This is a genomic window from Bradyrhizobium daqingense, assembly GCF_021044685.1.
GTDB classification, from domain to species: domain Bacteria; phylum Pseudomonadota; class Alphaproteobacteria; order Rhizobiales; family Xanthobacteraceae; genus Bradyrhizobium; species Bradyrhizobium daqingense.
This window is the reverse complement of record NZ_CP088014.1, coordinates 4,431,044-4,451,976: the sequence shown is the minus strand read 5'-3', so window position 1 is coordinate 4,451,976 and position 20,933 is coordinate 4,431,044. Positions and strand designations below refer to the sequence as shown.

The 20,933-nt window shown below is 63.5% G+C and carries 20 protein-coding genes and 1 pseudogene; 8 read left to right on the top strand and 13 right to left on the bottom strand.

The features are described from left to right. Positions 1-85: 85 nt before the first annotated feature. Positions 86-262 (bottom strand): hypothetical protein, encoded by a 177-nt coding sequence (locus LPJ38_RS20915; RefSeq protein ID WP_158644796.1) that lies wholly within the window; start codon positions 260-262, stop codon positions 86-88. On the opposite strand from LPJ38_RS20915, the gene LPJ38_RS20910 reads away from it, so the two are divergent. Then, positions 261-1,268, top strand: a complete 1,008-nt coding sequence (locus LPJ38_RS20910; RefSeq protein ID WP_145640756.1) for a helix-turn-helix transcriptional regulator — start codon at positions 261-263, stop codon at positions 1,266-1,268. The genes LPJ38_RS20915 and LPJ38_RS20910 overlap by 2 nt on opposite strands. 124 nt (positions 1,269-1,392) lie before the next feature. Here the strand turns inward: LPJ38_RS20910 and LPJ38_RS20905 are convergent, their stop codons facing one another. The 5 genes from LPJ38_RS20905 to LPJ38_RS20885 all read right to left on the bottom strand — a co-directional run bounded on the left by LPJ38_RS20905 (position 1,393) and on the right by LPJ38_RS20885 (position 6,199). After that, positions 1,393-1,755 carry a YunG family protein gene (locus tag LPJ38_RS20905; RefSeq protein ID WP_145640759.1) on the bottom strand — a complete coding sequence of 121 codons (363 nt, stop codon included), beginning with the start codon at positions 1,753-1,755 and terminating at the stop codon, positions 1,393-1,395. A 255-nt stretch (positions 1,756-2,010) separates the two neighbouring features. After that, positions 2,011-3,099 carry a TRAP transporter substrate-binding protein gene (locus tag LPJ38_RS20900; RefSeq protein WP_167520711.1) on the bottom strand — a complete coding sequence of 363 codons (1,089 nt, stop codon included), beginning with the start codon at positions 3,097-3,099 and terminating at the stop codon, positions 2,011-2,013. A gap of 166 nt (positions 3,100-3,265) precedes the next feature. Continuing rightward, positions 3,266-4,354, bottom strand: coding sequence for a TRAP transporter substrate-binding protein (locus tag LPJ38_RS20895; RefSeq protein ID WP_145640764.1), 1,089 nt, complete (start codon positions 4,352-4,354; stop codon positions 3,266-3,268). Between the two features lie 205 nt (positions 4,355-4,559). Beyond that, on the bottom strand, positions 4,560-5,696 hold the full coding sequence (locus LPJ38_RS20890; protein ID WP_145640767.1) for an Mrp/NBP35 family ATP-binding protein: 1,137 nt from the start codon (positions 5,694-5,696) through the stop codon (positions 4,560-4,562). A gap of 53 nt (positions 5,697-5,749) precedes the next feature. Beyond that, a complete protein-coding gene (locus tag LPJ38_RS20885) occupies positions 5,750-6,199 on the bottom strand; it encodes a VOC family protein (protein WP_231088368.1) in 450 nt (149 codons plus the stop codon). Between the two features lie 185 nt (positions 6,200-6,384). Between LPJ38_RS20885 and LPJ38_RS20880 the strand changes: the two genes are divergently transcribed. From LPJ38_RS20880 to LPJ38_RS20860, 5 genes are all read left to right on the top strand, one after another. Then, positions 6,385-7,257 (top strand): NAD(P)-dependent oxidoreductase, encoded by an 873-nt coding sequence (locus tag LPJ38_RS20880; RefSeq protein WP_145640770.1) that lies wholly within the window; start codon positions 6,385-6,387, stop codon positions 7,255-7,257. 19 nt (positions 7,258-7,276) lie between these two features. After that, positions 7,277-8,554 (top strand): sodium:proton antiporter NhaD, encoded by a 1,278-nt coding sequence (gene nhaD / locus LPJ38_RS20875; RefSeq protein ID WP_145640772.1) that lies wholly within the window; start codon positions 7,277-7,279, stop codon positions 8,552-8,554. A 136-nt stretch (positions 8,555-8,690) separates the two neighbouring features. Further along, positions 8,691-10,286, top strand: coding sequence for a sensor histidine kinase (locus LPJ38_RS20870; RefSeq protein WP_167520712.1), 1,596 nt, complete (start codon positions 8,691-8,693; stop codon positions 10,284-10,286). A gap of 44 nt (positions 10,287-10,330) precedes the next feature. Then, positions 10,331-10,534, top strand: a complete 204-nt coding sequence (locus LPJ38_RS20865) for a DUF1289 domain-containing protein (protein ID WP_145640777.1) — start codon at positions 10,331-10,333, stop codon at positions 10,532-10,534. A gap of 28 nt (positions 10,535-10,562) precedes the next feature. Next, positions 10,563-11,117: a TIGR02281 family clan AA aspartic protease gene (locus LPJ38_RS20860; RefSeq protein WP_145640779.1), complete on the top strand. Its 555-nt coding sequence runs from the start codon at positions 10,563-10,565 to the stop codon at positions 11,115-11,117. Positions 11,118-11,122: 5 nt separating this feature from the next. Here the strand turns inward: LPJ38_RS20860 and dusA are convergent, their stop codons facing one another. Continuing rightward, on the bottom strand, positions 11,123-12,082 hold the full coding sequence (dusA, locus tag LPJ38_RS20855) for a tRNA dihydrouridine(20/20a) synthase DusA (RefSeq protein ID WP_231088367.1): 960 nt from the start codon (positions 12,080-12,082) through the stop codon (positions 11,123-11,125). A 312-nt stretch (positions 12,083-12,394) separates the two neighbouring features. Here dusA and LPJ38_RS20850 point away from each other — a divergent pair, with 312 nt between their 5' ends. Beyond that, entirely contained in the window at positions 12,395-13,255 is an 861-nt protein-coding gene (locus tag LPJ38_RS20850) for an alpha/beta hydrolase (RefSeq protein ID WP_145640785.1), read from the top strand. 333 nt (positions 13,256-13,588) lie between these two features. Here LPJ38_RS20850 and pdxR read toward each other — a convergent pair. The 6 genes and pseudogenes from pdxR to LPJ38_RS20820 all read right to left on the bottom strand — a co-directional run. Beyond that, positions 13,589-14,935 (bottom strand): annotated as a pseudogene (pdxR, locus tag LPJ38_RS20845) (MocR-like pyridoxine biosynthesis transcription factor PdxR); the annotation flags it as partial. Between the two features lie 311 nt (positions 14,936-15,246). Next, positions 15,247-16,656 (bottom strand): dihydropyrimidinase, encoded by a 1,410-nt coding sequence (gene hydA / locus LPJ38_RS20840; RefSeq protein ID WP_167520713.1) that lies wholly within the window; start codon positions 16,654-16,656, stop codon positions 15,247-15,249. A gap of 11 nt (positions 16,657-16,667) precedes the next feature. Beyond that, a complete protein-coding gene (locus LPJ38_RS20835; RefSeq protein ID WP_145640790.1) occupies positions 16,668-17,405 on the bottom strand; it encodes a maleate cis-trans isomerase family protein in 738 nt (245 codons plus the stop codon). A gap of 3 nt (positions 17,406-17,408) precedes the next feature. After that, on the bottom strand, positions 17,409-18,185 hold the full coding sequence (locus LPJ38_RS20830; RefSeq protein ID WP_145640968.1) for an ABC transporter ATP-binding protein: 777 nt from the start codon (positions 18,183-18,185) through the stop codon (positions 17,409-17,411). Further along, on the bottom strand, positions 18,185-19,036 hold the full coding sequence (locus LPJ38_RS20825) for an ABC transporter permease (RefSeq protein WP_145640793.1): 852 nt from the start codon (positions 19,034-19,036) through the stop codon (positions 18,185-18,187). Before LPJ38_RS20825 ends, LPJ38_RS20830 begins: the two co-directional genes overlap by 1 nt. Further along, a complete protein-coding gene (locus LPJ38_RS20820) occupies positions 19,020-20,024 on the bottom strand; it encodes an ABC transporter substrate-binding protein (protein WP_145640796.1) in 1,005 nt (334 codons plus the stop codon). Before LPJ38_RS20820 ends, LPJ38_RS20825 begins: the two co-directional genes overlap by 17 nt. 199 nt (positions 20,025-20,223) lie before the next feature. Between LPJ38_RS20820 and LPJ38_RS20815 the strand changes: the two genes are divergently transcribed. Next, positions 20,224-20,931, top strand: coding sequence for a GntR family transcriptional regulator (locus LPJ38_RS20815; RefSeq protein WP_145640798.1), 708 nt, complete (start codon positions 20,224-20,226; stop codon positions 20,929-20,931). Positions 20,932-20,933 lie beyond the last annotated feature (2 nt).

The window sequence follows — 20,933 nt, the reverse complement described above, 5'->3', positions numbered from 1 at the left end:
GCCCATGCTCCCTCAATAGAATATCGATCCTCGGGAGTACGCCTGTTTCGAACATCCATCTGGCCATCATCCGCCAAAATGTTCGTCAAGTGGAATTGGCTCCGACGCTGCTGCCTATTGTTTGCAAGGTAGCCAAGGCAAATGAGGTAAAAGGAAGCTGCGGCCTTCCTCTGACTTTCGCATTGCGGTCGTTGGACAGCTCGCAGTTGAACTGACATTCGAGAGTTTTTAGCTTCTCAAGTTTGTTTTCGGGTGCGGCCATGTCGAAGATTCATTTGACGCGTTGCCAACATCTCAGCCCCTTCGTGGACATCCTGAACCATCTTGGAGCGCCAACGGCCTCGCTCCTCGGAAAGTTTCGCCTACCCACGTCGTTGGAAGAAAAGGCAGATCATTACATCCCGATCTTGCCTGCAATCGAGTTTGCAGAGCTCGCCCGAAGATCGCAAGGCATTGAGGATTTCGGTTTCCACGCTTCTCAGCAGCTGCATTTTGAACACCTGAGCGAGAAAACGCGGAATCTAATTTGTCATTCCCCTACACTGCTCGTAGGACTGCAGCAGACCTGCAAATGGGCATCACTCGAAGACTCAAACTTGAGCAACTGGCTTGAACGCCACGACAATCACGTCAGAATTTGCAGCAGGTTAGCGGGGACCAAAGGACTTCAGCATCTAGAGCATTCACAATGGCTTCAAAACATTTTTCCGATCTACATCGTCCGACAATTCGCCGGACCCGACTGGACTCCGGCAACTATCGCCTTTGAAGCTCGTTACACGCCGACTCCTGCCTGTCAGTCACTCTGGCCAAGCACGCGATTCTTGTCGGGTCAGGAAGCATCATGGATCGACGTCCCTGTTTCAATGCTGGCTCTCCCCAACAGCGCAAGCGCGAACGGAAATCGCTCTCGTTTGAAGAACGACGAGGTCGAGCATTCCAGCGATGAGATCATCGGAGCACTGAAGTTGATGCTGCCATCTTACCTGGACCAAGGACCTCCAGCTCTGGCTGAAGTCGCGGAAATGGCCGGCGTCAGTACGCGAAGCTTCCAACGCAAACTATCTCGCGCTGGCATTACATATTCAAGCCTGGTGGATACCGTCCGATTTGAGAACGCGAGAAGACTGTTGCGTGACACGGATTCCAAGATCATCGAGGTTGCGTTCGCTTCCGGCTACTCGGATCCTGCACACTTTACCCGCGCCTTCCGCAGGATTGCTGGGGTAACGCCAGGTCAATTTCGTGAGCAATGGAGACCTCGATAAACTCATCTCCCGAACACGCTCCTTCCTCGACCAATCAGGTAAGGGTGCCACAAGCGCCTGGACTGAACTCGACGCCGAAGACATCGGCATAGTCCTCCGGCCGCAGCTTTGATCGTCGGCGGAGTCAACCGCATGGTCGATCAGGCCCTGCAGACTGCCGCTCGAACGCGGCTCTGAGCTGAGCCGATTGTTCGCTTGTTGCGCCCCGCTCTGCGTCGGCCTGGTTGGCGGGCAAATCCATATAGGCTATCGGCTGGTCGAACTGGCTTGCCGTGAAGTCGTACCTTACGCCTCCGATCCAATTGTAGAAATGGTCTCCGGCCGGCAGCGGCGTCTTCAGCAGATCGCCACCGAAGAGCTCTTGAACGAGCAGCGCAGTGACGTTGCATTGCCCTGCCGCCGGGTTGCTCGCCGTCCATTGGCTGGCCGTCGACGCCGACCATGCCTTGCGAAGTGCCGTTTGAACTTCATCGGGATCGAAGTGCATCGGGGCCCCTTGCGACTTGTGGCACTATTTCGGATTAGGCGATGATCCATGTCTACCCCTGTTTTGCCCGACGGTTCAATAAATTCGGGATTTCAGCGGGCACTCATAGTGACAGTGCCAAGTCATTGATAACGCTGCGCCCGTCTACTGTGCATGGGGTTGTTTTCGATGTCTTTGTTCGACGCCTCCCCGAATTCGCAACGACAACGCCCCGGAGCCTTCGCTCCGGGGCGCAGCATGCGAGAGGTAGCGTGATCAGCTTTGCGAGCGCCGCGCCATGAAGATGTCGTAGCCGACCTCGGCAACCTGGAACCAGGAGTAGCCGTCGCTCGAGAACTTGGCGAGGGAGTCGTGGACCTTCTTGAAATTGGCATTGGTCGCGCCGACTTCGGCATGCAGCTCCTTGGCGGCCTTGTAGCAGGCGTCCATGATCGCCGGCGAGAACGCGTGCAGCTTGGCGCCGCCCGCGAGCAACTTCTTCAGGGCCAGCGGATTGGCGGAGTCGTAGCGCGCCATCATGTAGTTGTTGGCGTAATGGCCGGCCTGCTCGAGCACGCTCTGGTAATATTTCGGCAGCGCGTTCCACTTGTCGAGGTTGACGAAGGCCATCAGCATCGGCCCGCCTTCCCACCAGCCGGGATAGTAGTAGTGCGGCGCGATCTTGTAGAAGCCGAGCTTCTCGTCGTCATAGGGGCCGACCCATTCGGCGGCGTCGATGGTGCCCTTCTCCAGCGCGGGATAGATGTCGCCGCCGGCGAGCTGCTGCGGCACCACACCGAGCCTCTGGAGCACGCGGCCGGCGAAGCCGCCGATGCGGATCTTCATGCCCTTGAGATCGTCGGGCGTGTTGACCTCTTTTCTGAACCAGCCGCCCATCTGGCAGCCGGTGTTGCCGGCGAGCAGCGAGATGACGTTGTAGCTCTTGTAGAACTCGTTGAGCACCTCGCGCCCGCCGCCCTGCATGTACCAGGCCTGGTTGATGCGCATGTTGGGACCGAACGGCACCGCCGAGCCGAAGGTGAAGGTCGGGTCCTTGCCGAAATAATAATAGGACGCGGTGTGGCCGATCTCGCAGGTGCCGTTCTGCACGGCGTCGAGCACCTGGAGACCCGGCACGATCTCGCCGGCGGCGAAGATCTGGATCTGGAATTTGTTGTCGGTCGCCTCCGCGACCATCTTGCACATCGTGTCGGCGCCGCCAAACAGCGTGTCGAGCGATTTCGGCCAGCTCGTCGGCATGCGCCATTTGATTTCCGGCATCGACTGCGCGATCGCGGGCGCCGCGAGCGTGGCGACACCGGCCGCACCAAGTCCTGTGACCTTGATGAAGTCTCTTCTCTTCATGATTTCCTGCCCTGATGGATCTGATCGTGGAGCCTTCTTGCCGAGGCTTGAGGGCAGCATGGAACATCGCGGGACCGAACGCCATCCCGATCGCACGGCAGCCAAAGAAAAAGCCCGGCCTCCCTGGGGGAGGCCGGGCTGATGGTCTTACGACCTGAGCCGTCAATCAGCCGCGGGTGCGCGAGCGGATCATGAAGCTGTCGTAGGTATACTCGGCGACCTGCCACCACAGATACTCATCCGAGCGGTAGGCCTGCATGGCGTCGATCGACTTCTTGAAGTCGGCGTTCTTGCCGGAGATTTCGGCCCAGAGCTCGTTGGTCGACTTGAGGCAGGCTTCCAGCACCTCGTTGGTGAAGGGACGAAGCTGGGTGCCGCCGGCGACCAGACGCTTCAGCGCCGCCGGGTTCTGCATGTCGTAGCGCGCCGCCATCCAGCTGTTGGCATTGGCCGTCGCGTTGGTGAGGATCGCCTGGTAGTTCTTCGGCAGCGCATTCCACTTGTCCAGATTGGTGAAGGCGTGCACGGTCGGCCCCCCCTCCCAGAAGCCCGGATAATAGTAGTACTTGGCGACCTTGGCGAAGCCGAGCTTCTCGTCATCGTAGGGGCCGACCCACTCGGCCGCGTCGATGGTGCCCTTCTCCAGCGCCGGATAGATGTCGCCGCCGGCAAGCTGCTGCGGCACCACGCCGACCTTCTGGAGCACCTGGCCGGCGATGCCGCCGATGCGCATCTTCAGGCCGGACAGGTCGGCAACAGTCTTGATCTCCTTGCGGAACCAGCCGCCCATCTGGGTGCCGGTGTTGCCGCAGGGGAAGCCGACCACGTTCGACTTCTTGAAGAACTCGTTGGCGAGCTCGTTGCCGCCGCCCTGATAGAGCCACGAATTCTGCTGGCGCGCGTTGAGGCCGAACGGCACCGAGGCGAAGATCGCGAAGGTCGGGTCCTTGCCGACATAGTAGTACGAGACGGTGTGGCACATCTCGACCGTGCCGTTCGAGGTCGCGTCGAGTGCCTGCAGGCCGGGGACGATTTCACCGGCGGCGAACACCTGGATCTGGAACTTGTTGTCGGTCATCTCGGCGACGTACTTCGCCACCTGCTCGGCGCCGCCATAGATGGTGTCGAGCGACTTCGGGAAGCTCGAAGTCAGGCGCCACTTGATCTCGGGCGAGGACTGCGCGATCGCCGGCGAGGCCACCGCGGTTGCGGCCGCGCCTGCTGCCGACACTTTAAGAAAGTCACGACGCTTCATCTTCAGGTCTCTCCTTGCTGGGGCGTTTTCCCCTTAACTTCTCTTCTTGCCGCCGCACATTCTGGCGACGCGTTAGGCGCGCCGAACCGAAGGGGCTTGACTGCCGTGGGCGTTTAACACGGAAGCCCCGCTTGCGGAACGCGACAATGGCATGACGGGGCTCTACGAAAGTCGCATGTCCCGAGCGCTTGCCGCGGCGACCGCTTCAAGCCGTGGCGAGGGCACCCCTCAGCTGGTCCCGGACCTGCCCTGCAATGGCGCGGTAGATCGCCGCATGAGGCCCGTCCGGCTCGCTGTCGACGACGGGGTTGCCGGCGTCCGAGGTGGCGCGAATCGCCATGTGCAGGGGGATCTCGCCCAGGAACGGTACCCCGAGCTTCTCGGCCTCGTGCCGCGCCCCGCCATGGCCGAAAATATCCGACTTGGTGCCGCAATGCGGGCACTGGAAGTAGCTCATGTTCTCGACGATGCCGAGCACGGGCACGTTGACCTTCTTGAACATGGCAAGCCCGCGCCTGGCGTCGATCAGGGACAGGTCCTGCGGCGTCGAGACGATCACCGCGCCCTTCAGCGGCACGTTCTGCGCCAGCGTGAGCTGGGCATCGCCGGTGCCCGGCGGCATGTCGACCACCAGCACGTCGAGCTTGCCCCATTCGACGTCGCGCAGCATCTGCGTCACCGCCGACATCACCATGGGACCGCGCCAGATCATCGCGGTCTCCTCCTCGACCAAGAAACCGATCGACATGATGGCGAGGCCGAAGCGCCGGAGCGGAATCATCTTGCGCTCGTCGTTCAGCTCCGGCTTGTCGTGCAGGCCGGTCAACCGCGGCACCGAGGGGCCGTAGATGTCGGCATCGAGCAGCCCGACCTTGAGGCCGAGGTCGCGCAGGCCGAGCGCCAGATTGAGCGCGGTAGTCGATTTGCCCACCCCGCCCTTGCCAGAGGCGACCGCGATCACCGCGGCAACGCCTGGGATTTCCGCCTGCCGCGCCATCGGCGACCCGCCGCCCTGCGGCGGCTTGTGCGCGTGGGCCGGCTGCACGCCGGGCGTGCCACGGCTCGGCTGCGGGGGTGGCGGCGGCGTAGAGCCCGGCTTGCGCTCGGCGGTGAGCGCCACCATCACGGTGGTGACCCCGGGAATGGCGCGGACGGCGGCTTCAGCTTCGGCCCGGATGGACTCCCAGGCGCGCGCCTCGGTGGCATCGACGTTGATCGAGAAGAACACCTTGCCGTCGGAGGCGCTGACTGCGCTCAGGACATTGGCGTTGGTGAGCGCGACCCCGCGGGGCGACTTGATCCTGGCGAGGCTGTCGAGAACCTGTTGCTGCGTCACGCTCAAAGCGCATCTCCTAGAGTTGAGGATGCCCCATTAGAGCGGAAACGCCCAAAAGGCTACTGCCTGCCGATATCGTCGGCCATCTCCGCAGGCGCCGTCCCCTGCTCCCGGGCCGCCTCGTAATTCAGCTCGATCATGACCCCGTTGGGATCGTGGACGAAGATCTGCCAGAGGTCGCCGCCGGGCACCTGGCGGGAGTCGAACTTCATCCCCTTCGACGTCAGCCGCTGCTTCATGGCCTCGAAGCCCCGGCTGACGAAGGCGACATGGTGGACAACGCCGGAATCCGGCTTTTGTGGCTCGGCGGTCGGCGAAATATCGACCAGATGCACCACCGGCCTGCCCTCGCTGTACATCCAGGCGCCCGGGAAAGCGAAATTCGGCCGCGCGCCATTTTCCAGGCCCAGAACGTCTTCGTAGAAGCGGACCGTCTCAGTCAGCTTCCGGGTCCGGATGTTGAAATGATCGAGCACCCCAACGCTCACGCCGCCCAAATCCACACCCATGCCTTCGCTCCCTTTTTTGAAGTTTTTGAGGTCCGCCATCCTAGCACAGGGGGCCGCCAAACGAAGCCGTTGCCCTCCGGCCTCAAGGGTTTATGGTGCGGCCCAATCCGTCCCCAAGACGGAACCCAGGCGCCCTGCTCGCCCGGCAAGAACCGTAAACCCAAACTACGGACAAGGTACCATACATGGCTAAAGTCGCTTTCCTCGGTCTCGGCGTCATGGGCTTCCCGATGGCCGGACACCTCGCGAAAAAAGGGGGCCATGAGGTCACCGTCTACAACCGCACCGCGGCCAAGGCGAAGGAATGGGCGGACAAGTTCGGCGGCAAGACCGCACCGACCCCGAAGGCCGCCGCGGAAGGCCAGGATTTCGTGATGTGCTGCGTCGGCAACGACAACGATCTGCGCGCGGTCACGATCGGCCCCGACGGTGCGTTTGCCGGCATGAAGAAGGGCGCGACCTTCGTCGACCACACCACCGCCTCGGCCGAAGTCGCCCGCGAGCTCGATGCGGCCGCGACCAAGGCCGGCTTCAAGTTCGTCGACGCGCCGGTCTCCGGCGGCCAGGCAGGTGCCGAGAACGGGGTGCTGACCGTGATGTGCGGCGGTGCGCAGGATGCCTATGCCGGCGCCGAGCCGATCATCAACGGCGCCTATGCACGGATGTGCAAGCTGCTCGGTCCTGCCGGAAGCGGCCAGCTGACCAAGATGGTCAATCAGATCTGCATCGCCGGTCTGGTGCAGGGTCTCTCCGAGGGTATCCACTTCGCCAAGAAGAGCGGCCTCGACGTTGCAGCAGTGATCGAGACCATCTCCAAGGGCGCGGCGCAGTCCTGGCAGATGGAGAACCGCTACAAGACCATGAACGACGACAAATATGATTTCGGCTTCGCGGTCGAATGGATGCGGAAGGACCTCTCGATCTCGCTGGCCGAAGCCCGCCGCAACGGCGCGAACCTGCCGGTGACTGCGCTGGTCGACCAGTTCTACTCCGAAGTGGAGAAGATGGGCGGCAAGCGCTGGGATACGTCGAGCCTGCTTGCGCGCCTGCAGCGCTGATTGAAGACCTAAAACGACTGTGCTGATCGCGATCGCCGCCATTTTCGTCCTGGCCTATGCGGCGATCGCGCTCGAGCATCCGCTCGGCGTCAACAAGAGCGCCTCCGCGCTACTCGGCGCAGGGGTACTGTGGACCATCTATGCAGTCGCGACGGGCGACCACGCCTTGGTCGGGCGCGAGCTCGATGAGTCCGTCGCCTCCACCGCGCAGATCGTGTTCTTCCTGATTGGCGCCATGACCATCGTCGAGGTGATCGACGCCCATGATGGCTTCGAGGTCATCACCTCACGCATCAACACGACCAGCCAGGTCCGCCTGATATGGCTGATCGGCTTAGTGACCTTCTTCCTCAGCGCGATCCTCGACAATCTGACCACCACCATCGTCATGGTGTCGCTGATCCAGCGGCTGATCGCCAAGCGCGACGATCGCCTGCTGTTCGCCTCTCTGATCGTCATCGCTGCGAATGCCGGCGGCGCATGGACCGTGATCGGCGACGTCACCACGACCATGCTGTGGATCGGCGGCCAGATCTCGCCCTTGAAAATCATGGGCGCCGTGTTTCTACCCTCGCTCGTCAATTTGCTGGTGCCATTGGTCCTCATTACTTTCGCGTTGAGAGGCAAGACCATCGCGGCGCCGCCGAAGGACGGGGGATTGCAGGGCGTCGATCCGTTCGAGCGAAACGTGATGTTCTATCTCGGCCTCGGCGTACTGATCGCAGTGCCCGCGTTCAAGACGATCACCCATCTGCCGCCCTTCATGGGCGTGCTGCTCGGACTCGGTGTCGTCTGGCTGGTCGGCGAGATCGTTCATCGCGGCAAGGACGAGCATGTCCGCCAACCGCTCACGCTTGCGCAGGCGCTAACCCGGATCGACATGGGTTCGATCGTGTTCTTCGTCGGAATCCTGCTCGCGGTCGCCTGCCTCGAAAACGCCGGCCTGCTCTCGATGCTGGCCAAATGGCTCGATGCGGTGATCGGCCGCCAGGATATCATCGTGATCGCGCTTGGCCTGCTCAGCGCCGTCATCGACAACGTGCCACTCGTCGCCGCGACCATGGGCATGTACGACATTGCTCATTATCCGCCGGACAGCTTCCTGTGGGAGTTCATCGCCTATTGCGCCGGCACAGGAGGCTCGATCCTGATCATCGGCTCGGCCGCCGGCGTCGCCGCAATGGGCCTCGAGCGGATCGAGTTCCTCTGGTACGCCCGCCGCATCGCGCCGGCCGCACTCCTGGGCTATCTGGCGGGAGCACTGGTATACATTGCGCAGTACGCCGCGCTGCATTGAGCGCCGCAGGCCGATCCAAATTAACGCCGGGTTAACGTAATTCTTTAGCTCCTTAAGTCACCTCTTAAGGATTTCTTGCCAGAGATAGACAATGCAGAAGGCCCGCGTCCGGCGTGGGCAGGAATCGTGTTGCTTGATGAGTAACCCCGCTGAAAAGCCCGAGGTCGTGCAGCTTCCGGCGGAGCCGGTGAGCGCTCCGTCGGCGAGCAGCCGAAGGGCTGCGGCGCAGCGGGTGCGCGAGGCGCGCGACAGGTTAACGTCGACCAGCGGAACCCGGCCGGCCTTCGACGCCGAGATGCTGCGCCAATATGCCCAGACGCGGCTGTCGGCGTCCTATGTCGTGATGCTGCTGGTGGTCGCGACCGGCGTGCTGTTCGGGCTCTGGATGCAGCCGATCCCGGCCGCGGCCTGGACAGCAGGCATGCTCTGCTTCCATGCCGCCATGATCCGCAGCTGCCGGCGGTTCCTGACCGAACCCGCCTCTCCTGCCGCGACGCGCGCGTGGCGGACACGTTTCGTCGTGCTCGACCTGCTCTATGGCCTGTGCTGGATGGCAATCCTGATCCATCCCGTACTCGACATGGTCACGGAAACGCTGATGATGTTCCTGATGCTGCTGGTGATCGCAGTATCGAGCATGCTGGCCGCCAATCTGCCGATCGCCGCCGTTGCCGCCACCATGCCGGTCGCGGTCGCGATGGCACTGAGCTTCGTGATGACGGGCTCGCTGGACAATTACATCCTGGCGGCGCTCGCGGTCGCGGCCGAGGGCTATTTCGTGCTGCTGGCCCACCGCCTGCACTCCTCGACCTTCGCCACGCTCGAGGCGCGCGCCGAGAAGGACGCGCTGATCGGCGAGCTCGAACAAGCCAAGGCAATCTCGGACGAAGCACGCCACCGCGCCGAATCCGCCAACGTCGCCAAGTCGCGTTTCCTCGCGCAGATGAGCCACGAGCTGCGCACGCCGCTGAACGCCATCCTCGGTTTTTCCGAGGTGATGAAGAGCGAGATTTTCGGCGCGCACGCGGTTCCGGTGTACAAGGAATATTCGGCCGACATTCACAATTCCGGCGTACACCTGCTCAATCTCATCAACGAGATCCTCGATCTATCCCGGATCGAAGCCGGCCGCTACGAACTCAACGAGGAAGCGGTGTCCCTGGTCGGCATCGTCGCCGACTGCCACCATTTAATGAAGCTGCGCGCGTCCAGCCGCGGCATCACCATCCACGAAGTGTTCGAGCAGGCGATGCCGCGGCTTTGGGCCGATGAGCGCGCGATCCGCCAGGTCGTGCTCAACCTGCTCTCCAATTCGATCAAGTTCACCCCGCAAGGCGGCGAGATCTGGCTCAAGGCGGGATGGACCGCTTCGGGCGGACAATATCTCTCGGTGAGGGATTCCGGCTCCGGCATCCCCGAGGACGAGATCCCGGTCGTGCTGGCCTCGTTCGGCCAGGGCTCGAACTCGATCAAGTCGGCCGAACAGGGCGCAGGCCTCGGCCTGCCCATCGCCAAGAATCTGATCGACCTGCATGGCGGCACGTTCACGCTGAAATCGAAGCTGCGCATCGGCACCGAGGTGATCGTCACCTTCCCGCCGGAGCGCGTGATGAGCGCGCTGGCGCCGCTGTCGGACGATTCCCCGCCGCTCCAGCCGGAGGGTTCGCTCGTTCCCGACGAGAAGCGCCGGCCGCGCCACAAGCCGATCATGAGCGCAGGCACGGGTTCTTAACGAGATGCTTGCCGAGATGCCCGACGATCCCTCAATATGTCCATATGACCAAAGACACGCCGTGCATCGCCGTCTGCATGATCGATCCCAAGACCAAGCTGTGCTTCGGCTGCGGCCGGACCTTGCCGGAGATCGCGCGCTGGCACGCCATGGACAGCGCGGAACGGCTGGCGGTCATGGCGCTGTTGCCAGCTCGGATGAATCAGGCAGGGCTCACGCCGATCGCGGCATCGCCAAGGCGCACCTGACGGGCACGCGCACGCGCGGAGGCGCGCAATGATCCGCTTCCTGCTCGTTCTCGTCATGCTCGCCGGCACCGCGGGCGCCGTCGTCGCCTATGGAGATCCCGACCAGATCGCGCGTGCCAGCCACAAGGTCTCGCACATCTTCCGGGCGCAGACCGCTGCACCGGCTCCCGCCGTACATATTCCGCGCGGCCAGGGCGGCGAGTTTGCATTGCGCGCCAAGATCAACGGCGTGGCTGCACCGATGGTGATCGATACCGGCGCGACCTCGGTGGTGCTGACCTGGGAGACCGCAAAGGCGATCGGGTTGCCGCTCGAGATGCTCGAATACGACGTCGACCTGGAGACCGCGGGCGGCCACACCAAGGCAGCCCGGCTCACGCTCGACCGTCTCGCCGTCGGCAAGCTGGTGGAGAAGTCGGTCCCGGCCCTCGTCGTGCAGCGCGGCCAGATGAAGACCAATCTGCTCGGGATGAGCTTCCTCGACCGCCTGGAAAGCTGGGGCGTGCGCGCGGACACGCTGATGCTGACCGGCTATCCGGAGCTCCCGAGCAGTTCTCGTCGTCCACGCGCGGCGGTCAACTAGACCACCTAGGCCGCCGCCTCCGCAGGCGCACGTGCACCGACACGCGCGATCGCGTCGCGCAGCACGGCGAGACCAGCGCCCGGCTTCACCCCCTGCTCGGCGAGATGCCGCCGGAATGCGCGCGCCCCTGGCACGGCGTGGAATGCGCCGACGAAATGCCGCGTGATCGCGTGCAGTCGGGTGCCACGCGCCAGTTGGTCTTCGATGTAGGGCATCATCGCCTCGAGGGCGTCCTGCATGGAGGCGTGCGCTGAAGCCTCGCCGAAGATGCCGGCATCGACATCGAGCAGTCGCCACGGCTCCTGGTAGGCGGCGCGGCCGAGCATGACGCCGTCGACGTGTTCGCGATGCGCCTTCGCCTCTTCGATGCTTCGGATGCCGCCATTGATGATGACGGGCACATCAGGCATCGCGTGCTTGAGACGATAGACGCGTTCATAGTCGAGCGGCGGGATGTCGCGGTTCTCCTTCGGCGACAGGCCGTTGAGCCAGGCCTTACGCGCGTGCACGATCAGTGCATCGCAGCCGGACGCCACCACCGCGCGCGACAGCGTATCGAGTGCGACCTCGGGATCTTGGTCGTCGATCCCGATGCGGCACTTCACGGTGACGGGAACGGCGACCGCAGCCTTCATCACCTCGACGCATCGCGCCACCAGTTCCGGCTCGGCCATGAGGCAGGCGCCGAAGCGGCCATCCTTCACGCGATCGGACGGGCAGCCGACATTGAGATTGATCTCGTCATAGCCGAACGCCTCGCCGATCCGCGCGGCCTGCGCGAGTTCGTGCGGATCCGAGCCGCCAAGCTGAAGCGCCACCGGATGCTCGCATGCGTCGAATCCAAGCAGCCGCTCCCGGTCGCCATGAATGATGGCGCCCGTGGTCAGCATCTCGGTGTAGAGCAACGCCCGCCGCGTCAGGTGACGGTGGAACACCCGGCAATGCCGGTCGGTCCAATCCATCATGGGCGCCACGGAAAAGCGATAGTCTTGCGAATTCAAATGGCTATTCTTTCATCGAACCGACAACACGCAGGTGCCCTCGCACCAGAACCAGCATTTTGCGTGGCACTCCCGCGTATCCTTCGCCTGAATGGGCGCCGGGTGCAACCGCAACAATAAAGTGGTGCGGCCAAGAGAAAGCAACAATGATCCCGCATCGCATGGTTCGAGGCAGCCTTGTCCAATCTGGACACGGCTGGCCCAATACCTCAATTGTCGGTGAATAGTCGGCCCAAATTGGACAAGGGTGCCATCCAGGGCCGCATCGGAGAGATTATGGTTGAGAATGCTTATTCGACAGGTCGGCCGCTCGATCCCCGTTCCGCATGGTCCGGACTGTCCCAGGCAGAACGCGACGCTGCCTATGACAACAACGCGGCCGTCAAGAACAGCGCGGCCCTGATCGCCGAACGGAACGAAGCCTCTGGCCGGCTGCGAGGCTCGCTGAAATCCCATCTCGATCTGCCTTACGGTCAGCGGGCGAACAACAAGATCGATCTCTACCCGGCCCCCAGGCCCGAGGCACCATGCCTGGTGTTCCTGCATGGCGGCTATTGGCAGCGCAATTCGCGCGAATTGTTCGCCATGCTCGTCGAAGGCATCGCCGCCCATGGCTGGTCGGTTGCCATTCCCGGCTATTCGCTGGCGCCGGGGGTGTCCCTCACCGACATCGTCACCGAAGTCCCGCGCGCGCTCGACTGGCTTGCCGCCAATGGTGCGTCCTATGGCATTGCCGGACCGGTCGTCCTGTCTGGTTGGTCGGCCGGCGCCCATCTCGCGGCGATGGCACTGGACCATCCGAATGTCCATGCGGGCTTGGCGATCTCAGGCGTGTACGAGCTCGCACCCATCCGCGATACCGGACTCAACAACGCGCTGAAGCTGACGGATGTGGAAATCGCCGCGCTGTCGCCGCTGCGCCTGCCGGTCACGCCGAAACGTCTCGACATCGCCTATGGCAGCAACGAGCTGCCGGCGCTGGTGTGCGATTCCATCAATCTCCACGACAAGCGCGCCGCGGCGAAGGCGCCCGGCAAGCTCATTCAGGTCGACGGCGCCGACCATTTCACCATTCTCGAGGCTCTGCGCCGGCCAGACGGGGTTCTCGTCGACGCCGTCCGCCGGTTGCTGGACTAGAACCGCGAAAACAACCCCATGCACAGTAGGGTTGCCGTTGTTTTCAAAGACGAATTTTGCAGGCAAGTCGACACCGACGATCCTTTTGACTCGTCGGGCAAAACAGCGGCAGGATGCCATCATCGCCGTGCTTGCTGCTCCCGCGCTTGCACGCAGATTTGGTCGCCCGTGATCCGTATCGGGTAAAGCCGCAACGGTGGGCTCGGCCATCCCGGATTGATCGCCCCGTCGCGCAAATCGAACGATGCCGCGTGACGCGGACAGAATTGTCGCAAGCAGCGGCGAGGCATCCTCGACCCGCAGACGTCCGTAGCCGAACACCAGGCCCTGTCGCGTCGGTTGCTCCAAAAAATTCTGCGACAGCGGCTGGACGTGGATGCCGGCCTGTTTCAGGGTAGAAGCCGCTTCGCGATCACTCATCCGCGCCTGCATCGCCTCGGTGAACAGCGCGACGAGATGCAACCCGGTGACGGCCGAGGACACGGTCAGATCGTCCGGCGTCTGCGCTGCGATCGCCTCGATCAGCGCCTTTCGCCTGCTCGTATAGACCCGGCGCATCGCGCGGAGATGTCGCAGCAGGTGCCCTTCCCGCATGAACTCGGCCAAAGCGAGCTGTCCGATGCCGGAGGTGTGCACGTCGATCCGCGCGCGGCCCTTGGAAAATCCTGCGATGAAATGCCTGTTGGCGACCATGTAGCCGAGTCGCAAATTCGGCATCATGATCTTGGAGAAGGTGCCGAAATAGATCACCCGTCCCTCCCGATCGAGCGAACGCAAGGAGGCGATCATGCTGTCCCGATGCCCAAACTCCGAATTGTAATCGTCCTCGATCACCCAGACGTCGTTCCTGTTGGCCCAGTCGAGCAGCTCGAGACGCCGCTCCAGGCCCATGCTGACGCCGAGCGGATATTGATGCGACGGCGTAACCACGATCAGCTTCGCGCGGGGCGCACGCCTGATGCCTTCCGAAACGACGAGGCCCTTGTCATCGACGGGAATTGGAACGAGCTTCGCGCCGGCCGCCGTCAGCGCCCATCGGGCCTCGACGAAGCCGGGCTCCTCGACCCAGACCTCGTCTCCGGGATCGAGGATCATCCGGCTGCAGAAATCCAGCGCACCCGATGTACCGGGCGTGACGACGACCTCTTCCGGCGAGCAGACCAGCCCGCGCACCGAACCGAGAAAGTTCGCGATCTCGCTGCGCAGCCGCGGGTGGCCTTCGGCGGGAAGGTCGAGGCACTCCTGCTCCCTCGGATTTTGCCAGGTCTGGCGCAGCAGGCGGGACCATTCCTTGAAGGGAAACGTCGAGATGTCGGGCGCGCCGGGTGCGAACATGGACGGCCAATTGGTCTCGTACTCCAGACCAAGCAGCGATCGCCAGCGCTTCGACATATGGTCGGGCGCAGCCCCGGGCGGCGCAGCCGGCGGCGGCTCCGCATGCATCGTCGCGACGGATGCCACCATCACGCTGCCGCGCGGCGTCGATTCCAGATAACCCTCGGCATAGAGCAGATCCCATACGGTCAGCACCACCGTGCGCGAGCAGCCCAGTTCCCGCGCGATCTCCCGCGAGCCCAGGAATTGCGTTCCAGCCGGAAAGGTACCGCGCAGAATGCAGCCGCGGATGTGGGCCGCAATCTGCAAATGCAGCGGCACGGCCGACGTCCGGTCGATATGCATTCCCGCAAGGGATACGCGCTTGCTCGCGTGATGATCTCTGTCCATCGCGTAGAGGCTGCTGTTGGAACGACCGGCGATGGCCGCCAGCGTCCCCTCAGGATGGGCCAGAAGCGGATTCGGGTCCAGCCTCGGCGGGATCGGTCACCCCCATCGGGTGACGACATCGGTAATTCGGCAGTCGAACGCCGGCACTATCGGCCAGCACTGGCGCGCCGATTGCGAGTGTCGACCAATCCGCAGCGGCATGGGCGGGAATCATCAAGAAGTCGGCATCGAGCCGACGTGATCCGTCACGTCGCGCCGATGTGGCATCACACCAGGCTCGACTTGCCGCGGCTCAGCACCTCGCCCGCGCCCTTGTCGCCGACGATCTTGCCCTGCTCGTACACCACGCGGCCTCGCGCGATGGTGGTGACTGGCCAGCCGGTGACGTCAAAGCCTTCCCAGGGCGTATAGTCGGCGCCATGGTGAAGATCGGCCTGCTGGATCGGCTTCTGCAACCTGGGGTCCCACAGCACGATATCGGCATCAAATCCGATTCCGATCGAGCCCTTGCGCGGATAGAGGCCGTAGATCCGCGCATGGTTGGTCGCGGTCAGCTCGACGAACTTTTGCAGGGTGATGCGTCCCTTCGAGACGCCTTCGGAGAACAGGATCGGCAGTCGTGTCTCGACACCCGGAATGCCGTTCGGCACCCAACGGAACGAGGTGCGGGAATTCGGCGTCAGCTTGCCCTTGGGATCGTCGTAGCGAAAGGGGCAGTGGTCGGATGAGAAGGTCTGGAACACGCCGGTCGTGATGCCTTCCCAGATCGCCTGTTGGCTCTCGACATCACGCGGCGGCGGCGAACAGACATACTTCGCGCCTGAAATGTCCATGTTCAGGCCCTTCATGTCGTCGGCCGTGAGGGTGATGTATTGCGGACAGGTCTCCGCATGCACCGGCAACCCGCGCTGCTGCGCCCAGCGCACCTGCTCCATCGCCTCGCGGCCGGAGACGTGCACGATCATGATGGCAACGCCGATCACCTCGGCATGGCTGATGGCGCGATGCGTCGCCTCGCGCTCGACCGCCTGGGGCCGCGAGGTGCCATGATAATAGGGCGCGATATGGCCTTCACGCTCGAGCTTGCTGGTGAGGAAGCGGATGGCGTCGTAGCCCTCGCAATGAACCATGACCAGCGCCTCCTCGCGGCGCGCGACCTCGAACACCTCGAGCAGTTGCTTGTCGCTGAGCACGAGGTCGTCATAGGTCATGAACACCTTGAAGGAGGTGTAACCGTCCTTGACCAGCGCCGGCAGCTCCTGGCCGAGCACCACCGCGGTCGGGTCCGAGATGATGAGATGGAACGCGGTGTCGATGTAGCACTCGCCTTCGGCGAGCTTACGGTAGTTCTCGACGCAGGTGCGCAGCGAGGTGCCCTTCTCCTGCAGCGCGAAGGGCAGCACCATGGTGTTGCCGCCGGCGGCCGCCGCGCGTGTCGCCGAGGCGAAGTCGTCGGCCATCACCACGTCGGGGCCCGAGGGCTGCGAAATGTGAACGTGGCTGTCGATCCCGCCCGGCAGCGCGAGCAATCCCGTCGCATCGATCTCGCGCGCGGCGCCCTCCACACGGTCGGAGATGCTGACGATGCGGTCGCCGCGAATGCCGATATCGGCACGAAACTCGTCGCTAGCCGTCACGATGGTGCCGCCGCGAATGGCGAGATCGAGTTGTGTCACAGGGCTCTCCGTCACTTGATGACCCGCGATGTCTGGAAGAGACGACCCCACCGCGCAAGGCCTGTAATGTCGCCGCCTGCCAAATCCAGGGTCCGCCACAGCGTGGCTGCGACCGAGTCGAGCACCGCGATGTTCAATTCCCGCTCGAGCGAGGCTGCAAGCGCGGCGCCATCGAGATTGGTGCAGAGGATTACGACGGCATCGGCGCCCTCCGCCGCCACCGCGCGTATCATTCCCGCGATCGTCGCGCGTTCCACCACGCCGAAGGAAAAGTTGTCGCGCAGACCGAGATGCCGCTCCGTGAACGGAGCGATCCCCTCCTCGGTCCAGACGTCGCCGATCCGTCGCTGCACGTCGTCGGTATATGGCGACACGAGGCCGACACGTTCAGCGCCGAGCGCGCGCGCGGCCTCGATGCAGGCGAGCGTCGACGTGGTCGTCGGCACGCCCATGCGCGCCGTGATCGCCTCACAAAGGCTTCTGTCGCGGCCGATCCCGAGCCAGCTCGCCGAGGTGCCGTTCCAGGCAATCGCGTCGACCCTGGCATCGGCCAGCAAGTCCGCGGCAGGAACCATTGCGGATGCGTCAAATTGGCTGAGCGCCGCGGCGTCGAGTGCGATCTCGGTGACACGAAAGCGCGAAAAATGCGCAGTGACGCCGGGGACGCCAGTCAGCATGGCGCTGGTGACGGGCTCGAGCACCGAGTTGGAGGACGGCGTGATCATACCGAGACGCTTGCGCATGGCCATACCTTACGACGCCTGCGAAAGCCGTGTCGATTCCTCTCGGATCAGGGATAGGATGCGGCGCTTTGCATCATTGAATTCGGGGCTCGTGATGTCGCGCGGACGCGGCAGGTCGAAACTGACTGCCTCGCGGATCCTGCCCGGCCGCTTCGTCATCACCACGATCTTGTTGCCGAGCACCAGCGCCTCATCGACGCTGTGAGTGACGAACACGATGGTACAGCGCCGCTTCTGCCAGATCGCCACCAATTCTTCCTGCATTTCGAGCTTGGTCTGGGCGTCCAACGCCGCGAACGGCTCGTCCATCAGGATGACGCTCGGATTCATCAGCAGCGCACGGGCAATGCCGACCCGCTGGTTCATGCCGCCTGACATTTCGGAGGGATGATGGTGTTCGAAGCCGCGCAAGCCGACGAGATCGATGAACTCCATGGCACGGTCGTACCGCTCGGCCTTGGCGACGCCCTTGAGCCGGAGATGGAAGGCAATGTTGTCGATCGCCGTCAACCACGGCATCAGGGTCGGCTGCTGGAACACCACGCCGCGATCCGGGCCGGGCCGCTCCACCTGCTTGCCGTCGACCAGCGTCCGGCCGGAGGTCGCCTGTTCGAAGCCCGCGATGATGTTCAGGAGAGTCGACTTGCCGCAGCCGGAGGGGCCGAGCAGGCAGACGAAGTCGTTGACCTCGATGTCGAGATTGATGTTGTCCAGCGTCAACAGATCCCGGCCGCGCCGCTTGTCGGAGAACACCTTGACGATGTTGCGAAGCTCGATTGCCGCCATCAGCTCGCCCTGCCCTGCACGGTGGTCGTCTGCTGCCATCGCAGCGTGCGCTCCATGATCGCCTTGATACCGAGGTCGGAGAGGTAGCCGAGCAGCCCGATCGAGATCATCGCCGCGAGCACGATGTCGTAGCGCAGGAAGTAGTAGGAATCCCACAGGACATAACCGAGGCCGCTCTTGACCGCGACCATCTCGGCCGTGACCGTCAGCATCCAGGCCGATCCGACCGCAATGCGCAGGCCCGCGAAGACCGAGGGCAGCGCGGCCGGCAGCACGATGTCAGTCAGCATCTGCCGTCCATTCGCGCCCATCATCGCGCCGGCCCGTACCAGATTGTGGTCCACGGTCTTGACGCCATGGATGCTGTTCATCAGCACCGGAAAGAACGCCCCGAGAAAGACCAGGAAGATTGCCGGCTTGTCTGCGATGCCGAACCAGATGATCGCGAGCGGAATCCAGGACACCGGCGGGATCGGGCGTAACATCTGCAGCGTCGGCTCCAGCGTCTTCTCGAACAAGCGGGACCACCCGATCGCAACCCCGGCAAGAATCCCGAGCAGGCTCGCCAGAGCAAAGCCGCCAAATACGCGAAGAGCACTGGCGAACGCATCACGCAGCCAGTGGCCGGAATAGGTCTGCGTGGTCTCGTCGAAGCCGAACACCCAGTCGCCGAGAGCATGCAGCACCGCGCTCGGCGCCGGCAGCAGCGCAGGCGGCAGCATGCCGCTGCGGGCAAAAGCCTCCCAGCCCGCGATCAGCAGTGCGGGCACGACGAGGCGTTCGAGCCCCTGGAACGCTCGTGTCAGCGGGAACGCGCGCCTTGCCGGCGCGGCATCAATAACCGAGGTCATTCTTGGCTTTTCCCGTGGCCTGCTCCAGGAACGAGTAGTTCATGTTCTTCTCCGCTTCCGCGGAGACGTCCTTCGAGATGTATTTCAGGTCGCGCATCATCGCGGCGATCGCGAGCGTCTGCGAACGATGGATGGCAGGATCGGGCGAGGCGTTTTTCAGCGCTTCGGTCGCGACCGTCTTGTCGAGGCCGGTGAGCTTGTTGATGACTTCGATCCAGGGCGCCTTGTCGGCGATCAGCTTATTGTCGAGCTCGACCACTGCGCTGACGACGCCCTGCACGCCGGCGCTCTGGCTGGCGATGACGTCGGAACGGGTGACGACGAGGTTGGTGAGATTGCCGGCGGCCTGGTCATAGGGCAGCACGAAATGCTTGCCGGCGCCGGAGAGTCGAATCTGCGAGGCGAACGGCTCGACCGAGCAGATCATGTCGACCTCACCGCGCTGGAGGGCCGCGAGATGGTCGGAGGGATTGGGAATGTTGATGAACTGGATGTCCTTGTTGGGATCGACGCCCTGCTTCAGGAACGCGCCGCGCATGTGAATGTCCTGCGCGTTGCCGCGGGACGCCGCCACCTTCAGCGGCTGACCGTCGCTCTTCGCCTTCGTCACGGTCGCCTTGAAGGCGGCCCAGTCCTCGGGCGGCAGGTTCAGCTTCGCCGAGGACAGGCATTCCGAGCCGCCGTTGATCTGGCCGGACACGGCGACGACATCGAAGCCCTTGTCGAGCGCAGTGATGTAATGGAGATAGGTGACCTGCGCGACGTCGATGCTCTTCGACACCAACGCGGTCAGAACGTCGTTGCCGGAGTTGAAGCCGGTCGCCTCGACCTCGACGCCCTTCGCCATGCCTGAAATCAGCGACATCGGCAGGCAATGCGCGCATTTGGCATAGCCGAGCTTGATTTTCGCGGTCTGTGCGGAGGCGAGATCGCCGCCACCAAACATCGCCGCCATCACCACGAGGCCCAGTTGCAAACTCGTCCGCATCACTCACTCCGTTCCGGAAAGCGCGCGATCTCGCGCGTCGCGCAAGATCATCAGCCGCTCTTCGCCGCAGTGCAATCCGAATTCTGCATGCTGCATACAATTTGCGCGCTATGCTTTTGTTTTCAGCTACATGCGTCGATATTTTGGGCAAGCAAAGGGACCGGAAACGGCTAGGATGAACTGAAGCAATGAGGCCCACGTGCAGCAGAAGTCGGAATCGCAGAAGGGACGAAAGCCGCCCAAACTCAAGCGGATGGGACTGCACGAGCGCGCCGCTGCGCGGATGCGGACGATGATCATTCGCGGCGAATTGCCGCCGGGCTCGCAGACTCAGGAGACCAAGCTGTCGAAGGAGCTCGGCGTGTCGCGCACTCCCTTGCGCGAGGCCATGAAGGTGCTTGCCGCGGAAGGGCTGATCGAGCTTCGCCCCAACCGCAGCCCGCGTATCGCCGATATCGCGGTCGACGGCATCTCGGAATTGTTCGAGGCCCTCGCCGGGATCGAGCGGCTCGCCGCCGAGCTTGCCGCGGAGCGCGCCACCGAGCGCGATCTCGCCCGCCTGCGCACGCTTCAGACCCGCATGGAGGGTCACCATCGCAGCGGCAAGCTCGATGAATACTTCGCCATCAATGGCGAGATACACAACACCATCGTCCGGATGGCCCGCAATACGCCGCTGCGCGAAGCGCACGAGACTCTGATCTCCCGCGCCGAACGCGCACGCTATCTCGCGCTGGGTGCCGACAAGCGCTGGAGCAATTCGGTCGACGAGCATGCCGCCATCCTCGCCGCCCTCGAGGCGCGTGACAGCGAAGCCGCAGGACGCCTGCTCGGCGCCCATGTCCGCCACACCGGCACCGCCCTGCTCGAGACCCTCGCCCCCAAACCCAAGTTGACGGCGGCGTGACC

Bases quoted from the DNA above. Each gene is read 5' to 3' on its own strand.
- LPJ38_RS20910 (WP_145640756.1), top strand. From the start codon at position 261: ATGTCGAAGATTCATTTGACGCGTTGCCAACATCTCAGCCCCTTCGTG.
- LPJ38_RS20915 (WP_158644796.1), bottom strand. From the start codon at position 262: ATGGCCGCACCCGAAAACAAACTTGAGAAGCTAAAAACTCTCGAATGT.
- LPJ38_RS20905 (WP_145640759.1), bottom strand. From the start codon at position 1,755: ATGCACTTCGATCCCGATGAAGTTCAAACGGCACTTCGCAAGGCATGG.
- LPJ38_RS20900 (WP_167520711.1), bottom strand. From the start codon at position 3,099: ATGAAGAGAAGAGACTTCATCAAGGTCACAGGACTTGGTGCGGCCGGT.
- LPJ38_RS20895 (WP_145640764.1), bottom strand. From the start codon at position 4,354: ATGAAGCGTCGTGACTTTCTTAAAGTGTCGGCAGCAGGCGCGGCCGCA.
- LPJ38_RS20885 (WP_231088368.1), bottom strand. From the start codon at position 6,199: ATGGGTGTGGATTTGGGCGGCGTGAGCGTTGGGGTGCTCGATCATTTC.
- LPJ38_RS20880 (WP_145640770.1), top strand. From the start codon at position 6,385: ATGGCTAAAGTCGCTTTCCTCGGTCTCGGCGTCATGGGCTTCCCGATG.
- LPJ38_RS20870 (WP_167520712.1), top strand. From the start codon at position 8,691: ATGAGTAACCCCGCTGAAAAGCCCGAGGTCGTGCAGCTTCCGGCGGAG.
- LPJ38_RS20865 (WP_145640777.1), top strand. From the start codon at position 10,331: ATGACCAAAGACACGCCGTGCATCGCCGTCTGCATGATCGATCCCAAG.
- LPJ38_RS20860 (WP_145640779.1), top strand. From the start codon at position 10,563: ATGATCCGCTTCCTGCTCGTTCTCGTCATGCTCGCCGGCACCGCGGGC.
- dusA (WP_231088367.1), bottom strand. From the start codon at position 12,082: ATGATGGATTGGACCGACCGGCATTGCCGGGTGTTCCACCGTCACCTG.
- LPJ38_RS20850 (WP_145640785.1), top strand. From the start codon at position 12,395: ATGGTTGAGAATGCTTATTCGACAGGTCGGCCGCTCGATCCCCGTTCC.
- LPJ38_RS20835 (WP_145640790.1), bottom strand. From the start codon at position 17,405: ATGGCCATGCGCAAGCGTCTCGGTATGATCACGCCGTCCTCCAACTCG.
- LPJ38_RS20830 (WP_145640968.1), bottom strand. From the start codon at position 18,185: ATGGCGGCAATCGAGCTTCGCAACATCGTCAAGGTGTTCTCCGACAAG.
- LPJ38_RS20825 (WP_145640793.1), bottom strand. From the start codon at position 19,036: ATGACCTCGGTTATTGATGCCGCGCCGGCAAGGCGCGCGTTCCCGCTG.
- LPJ38_RS20820 (WP_145640796.1), bottom strand. From the start codon at position 20,024: ATGCGGACGAGTTTGCAACTGGGCCTCGTGGTGATGGCGGCGATGTTT.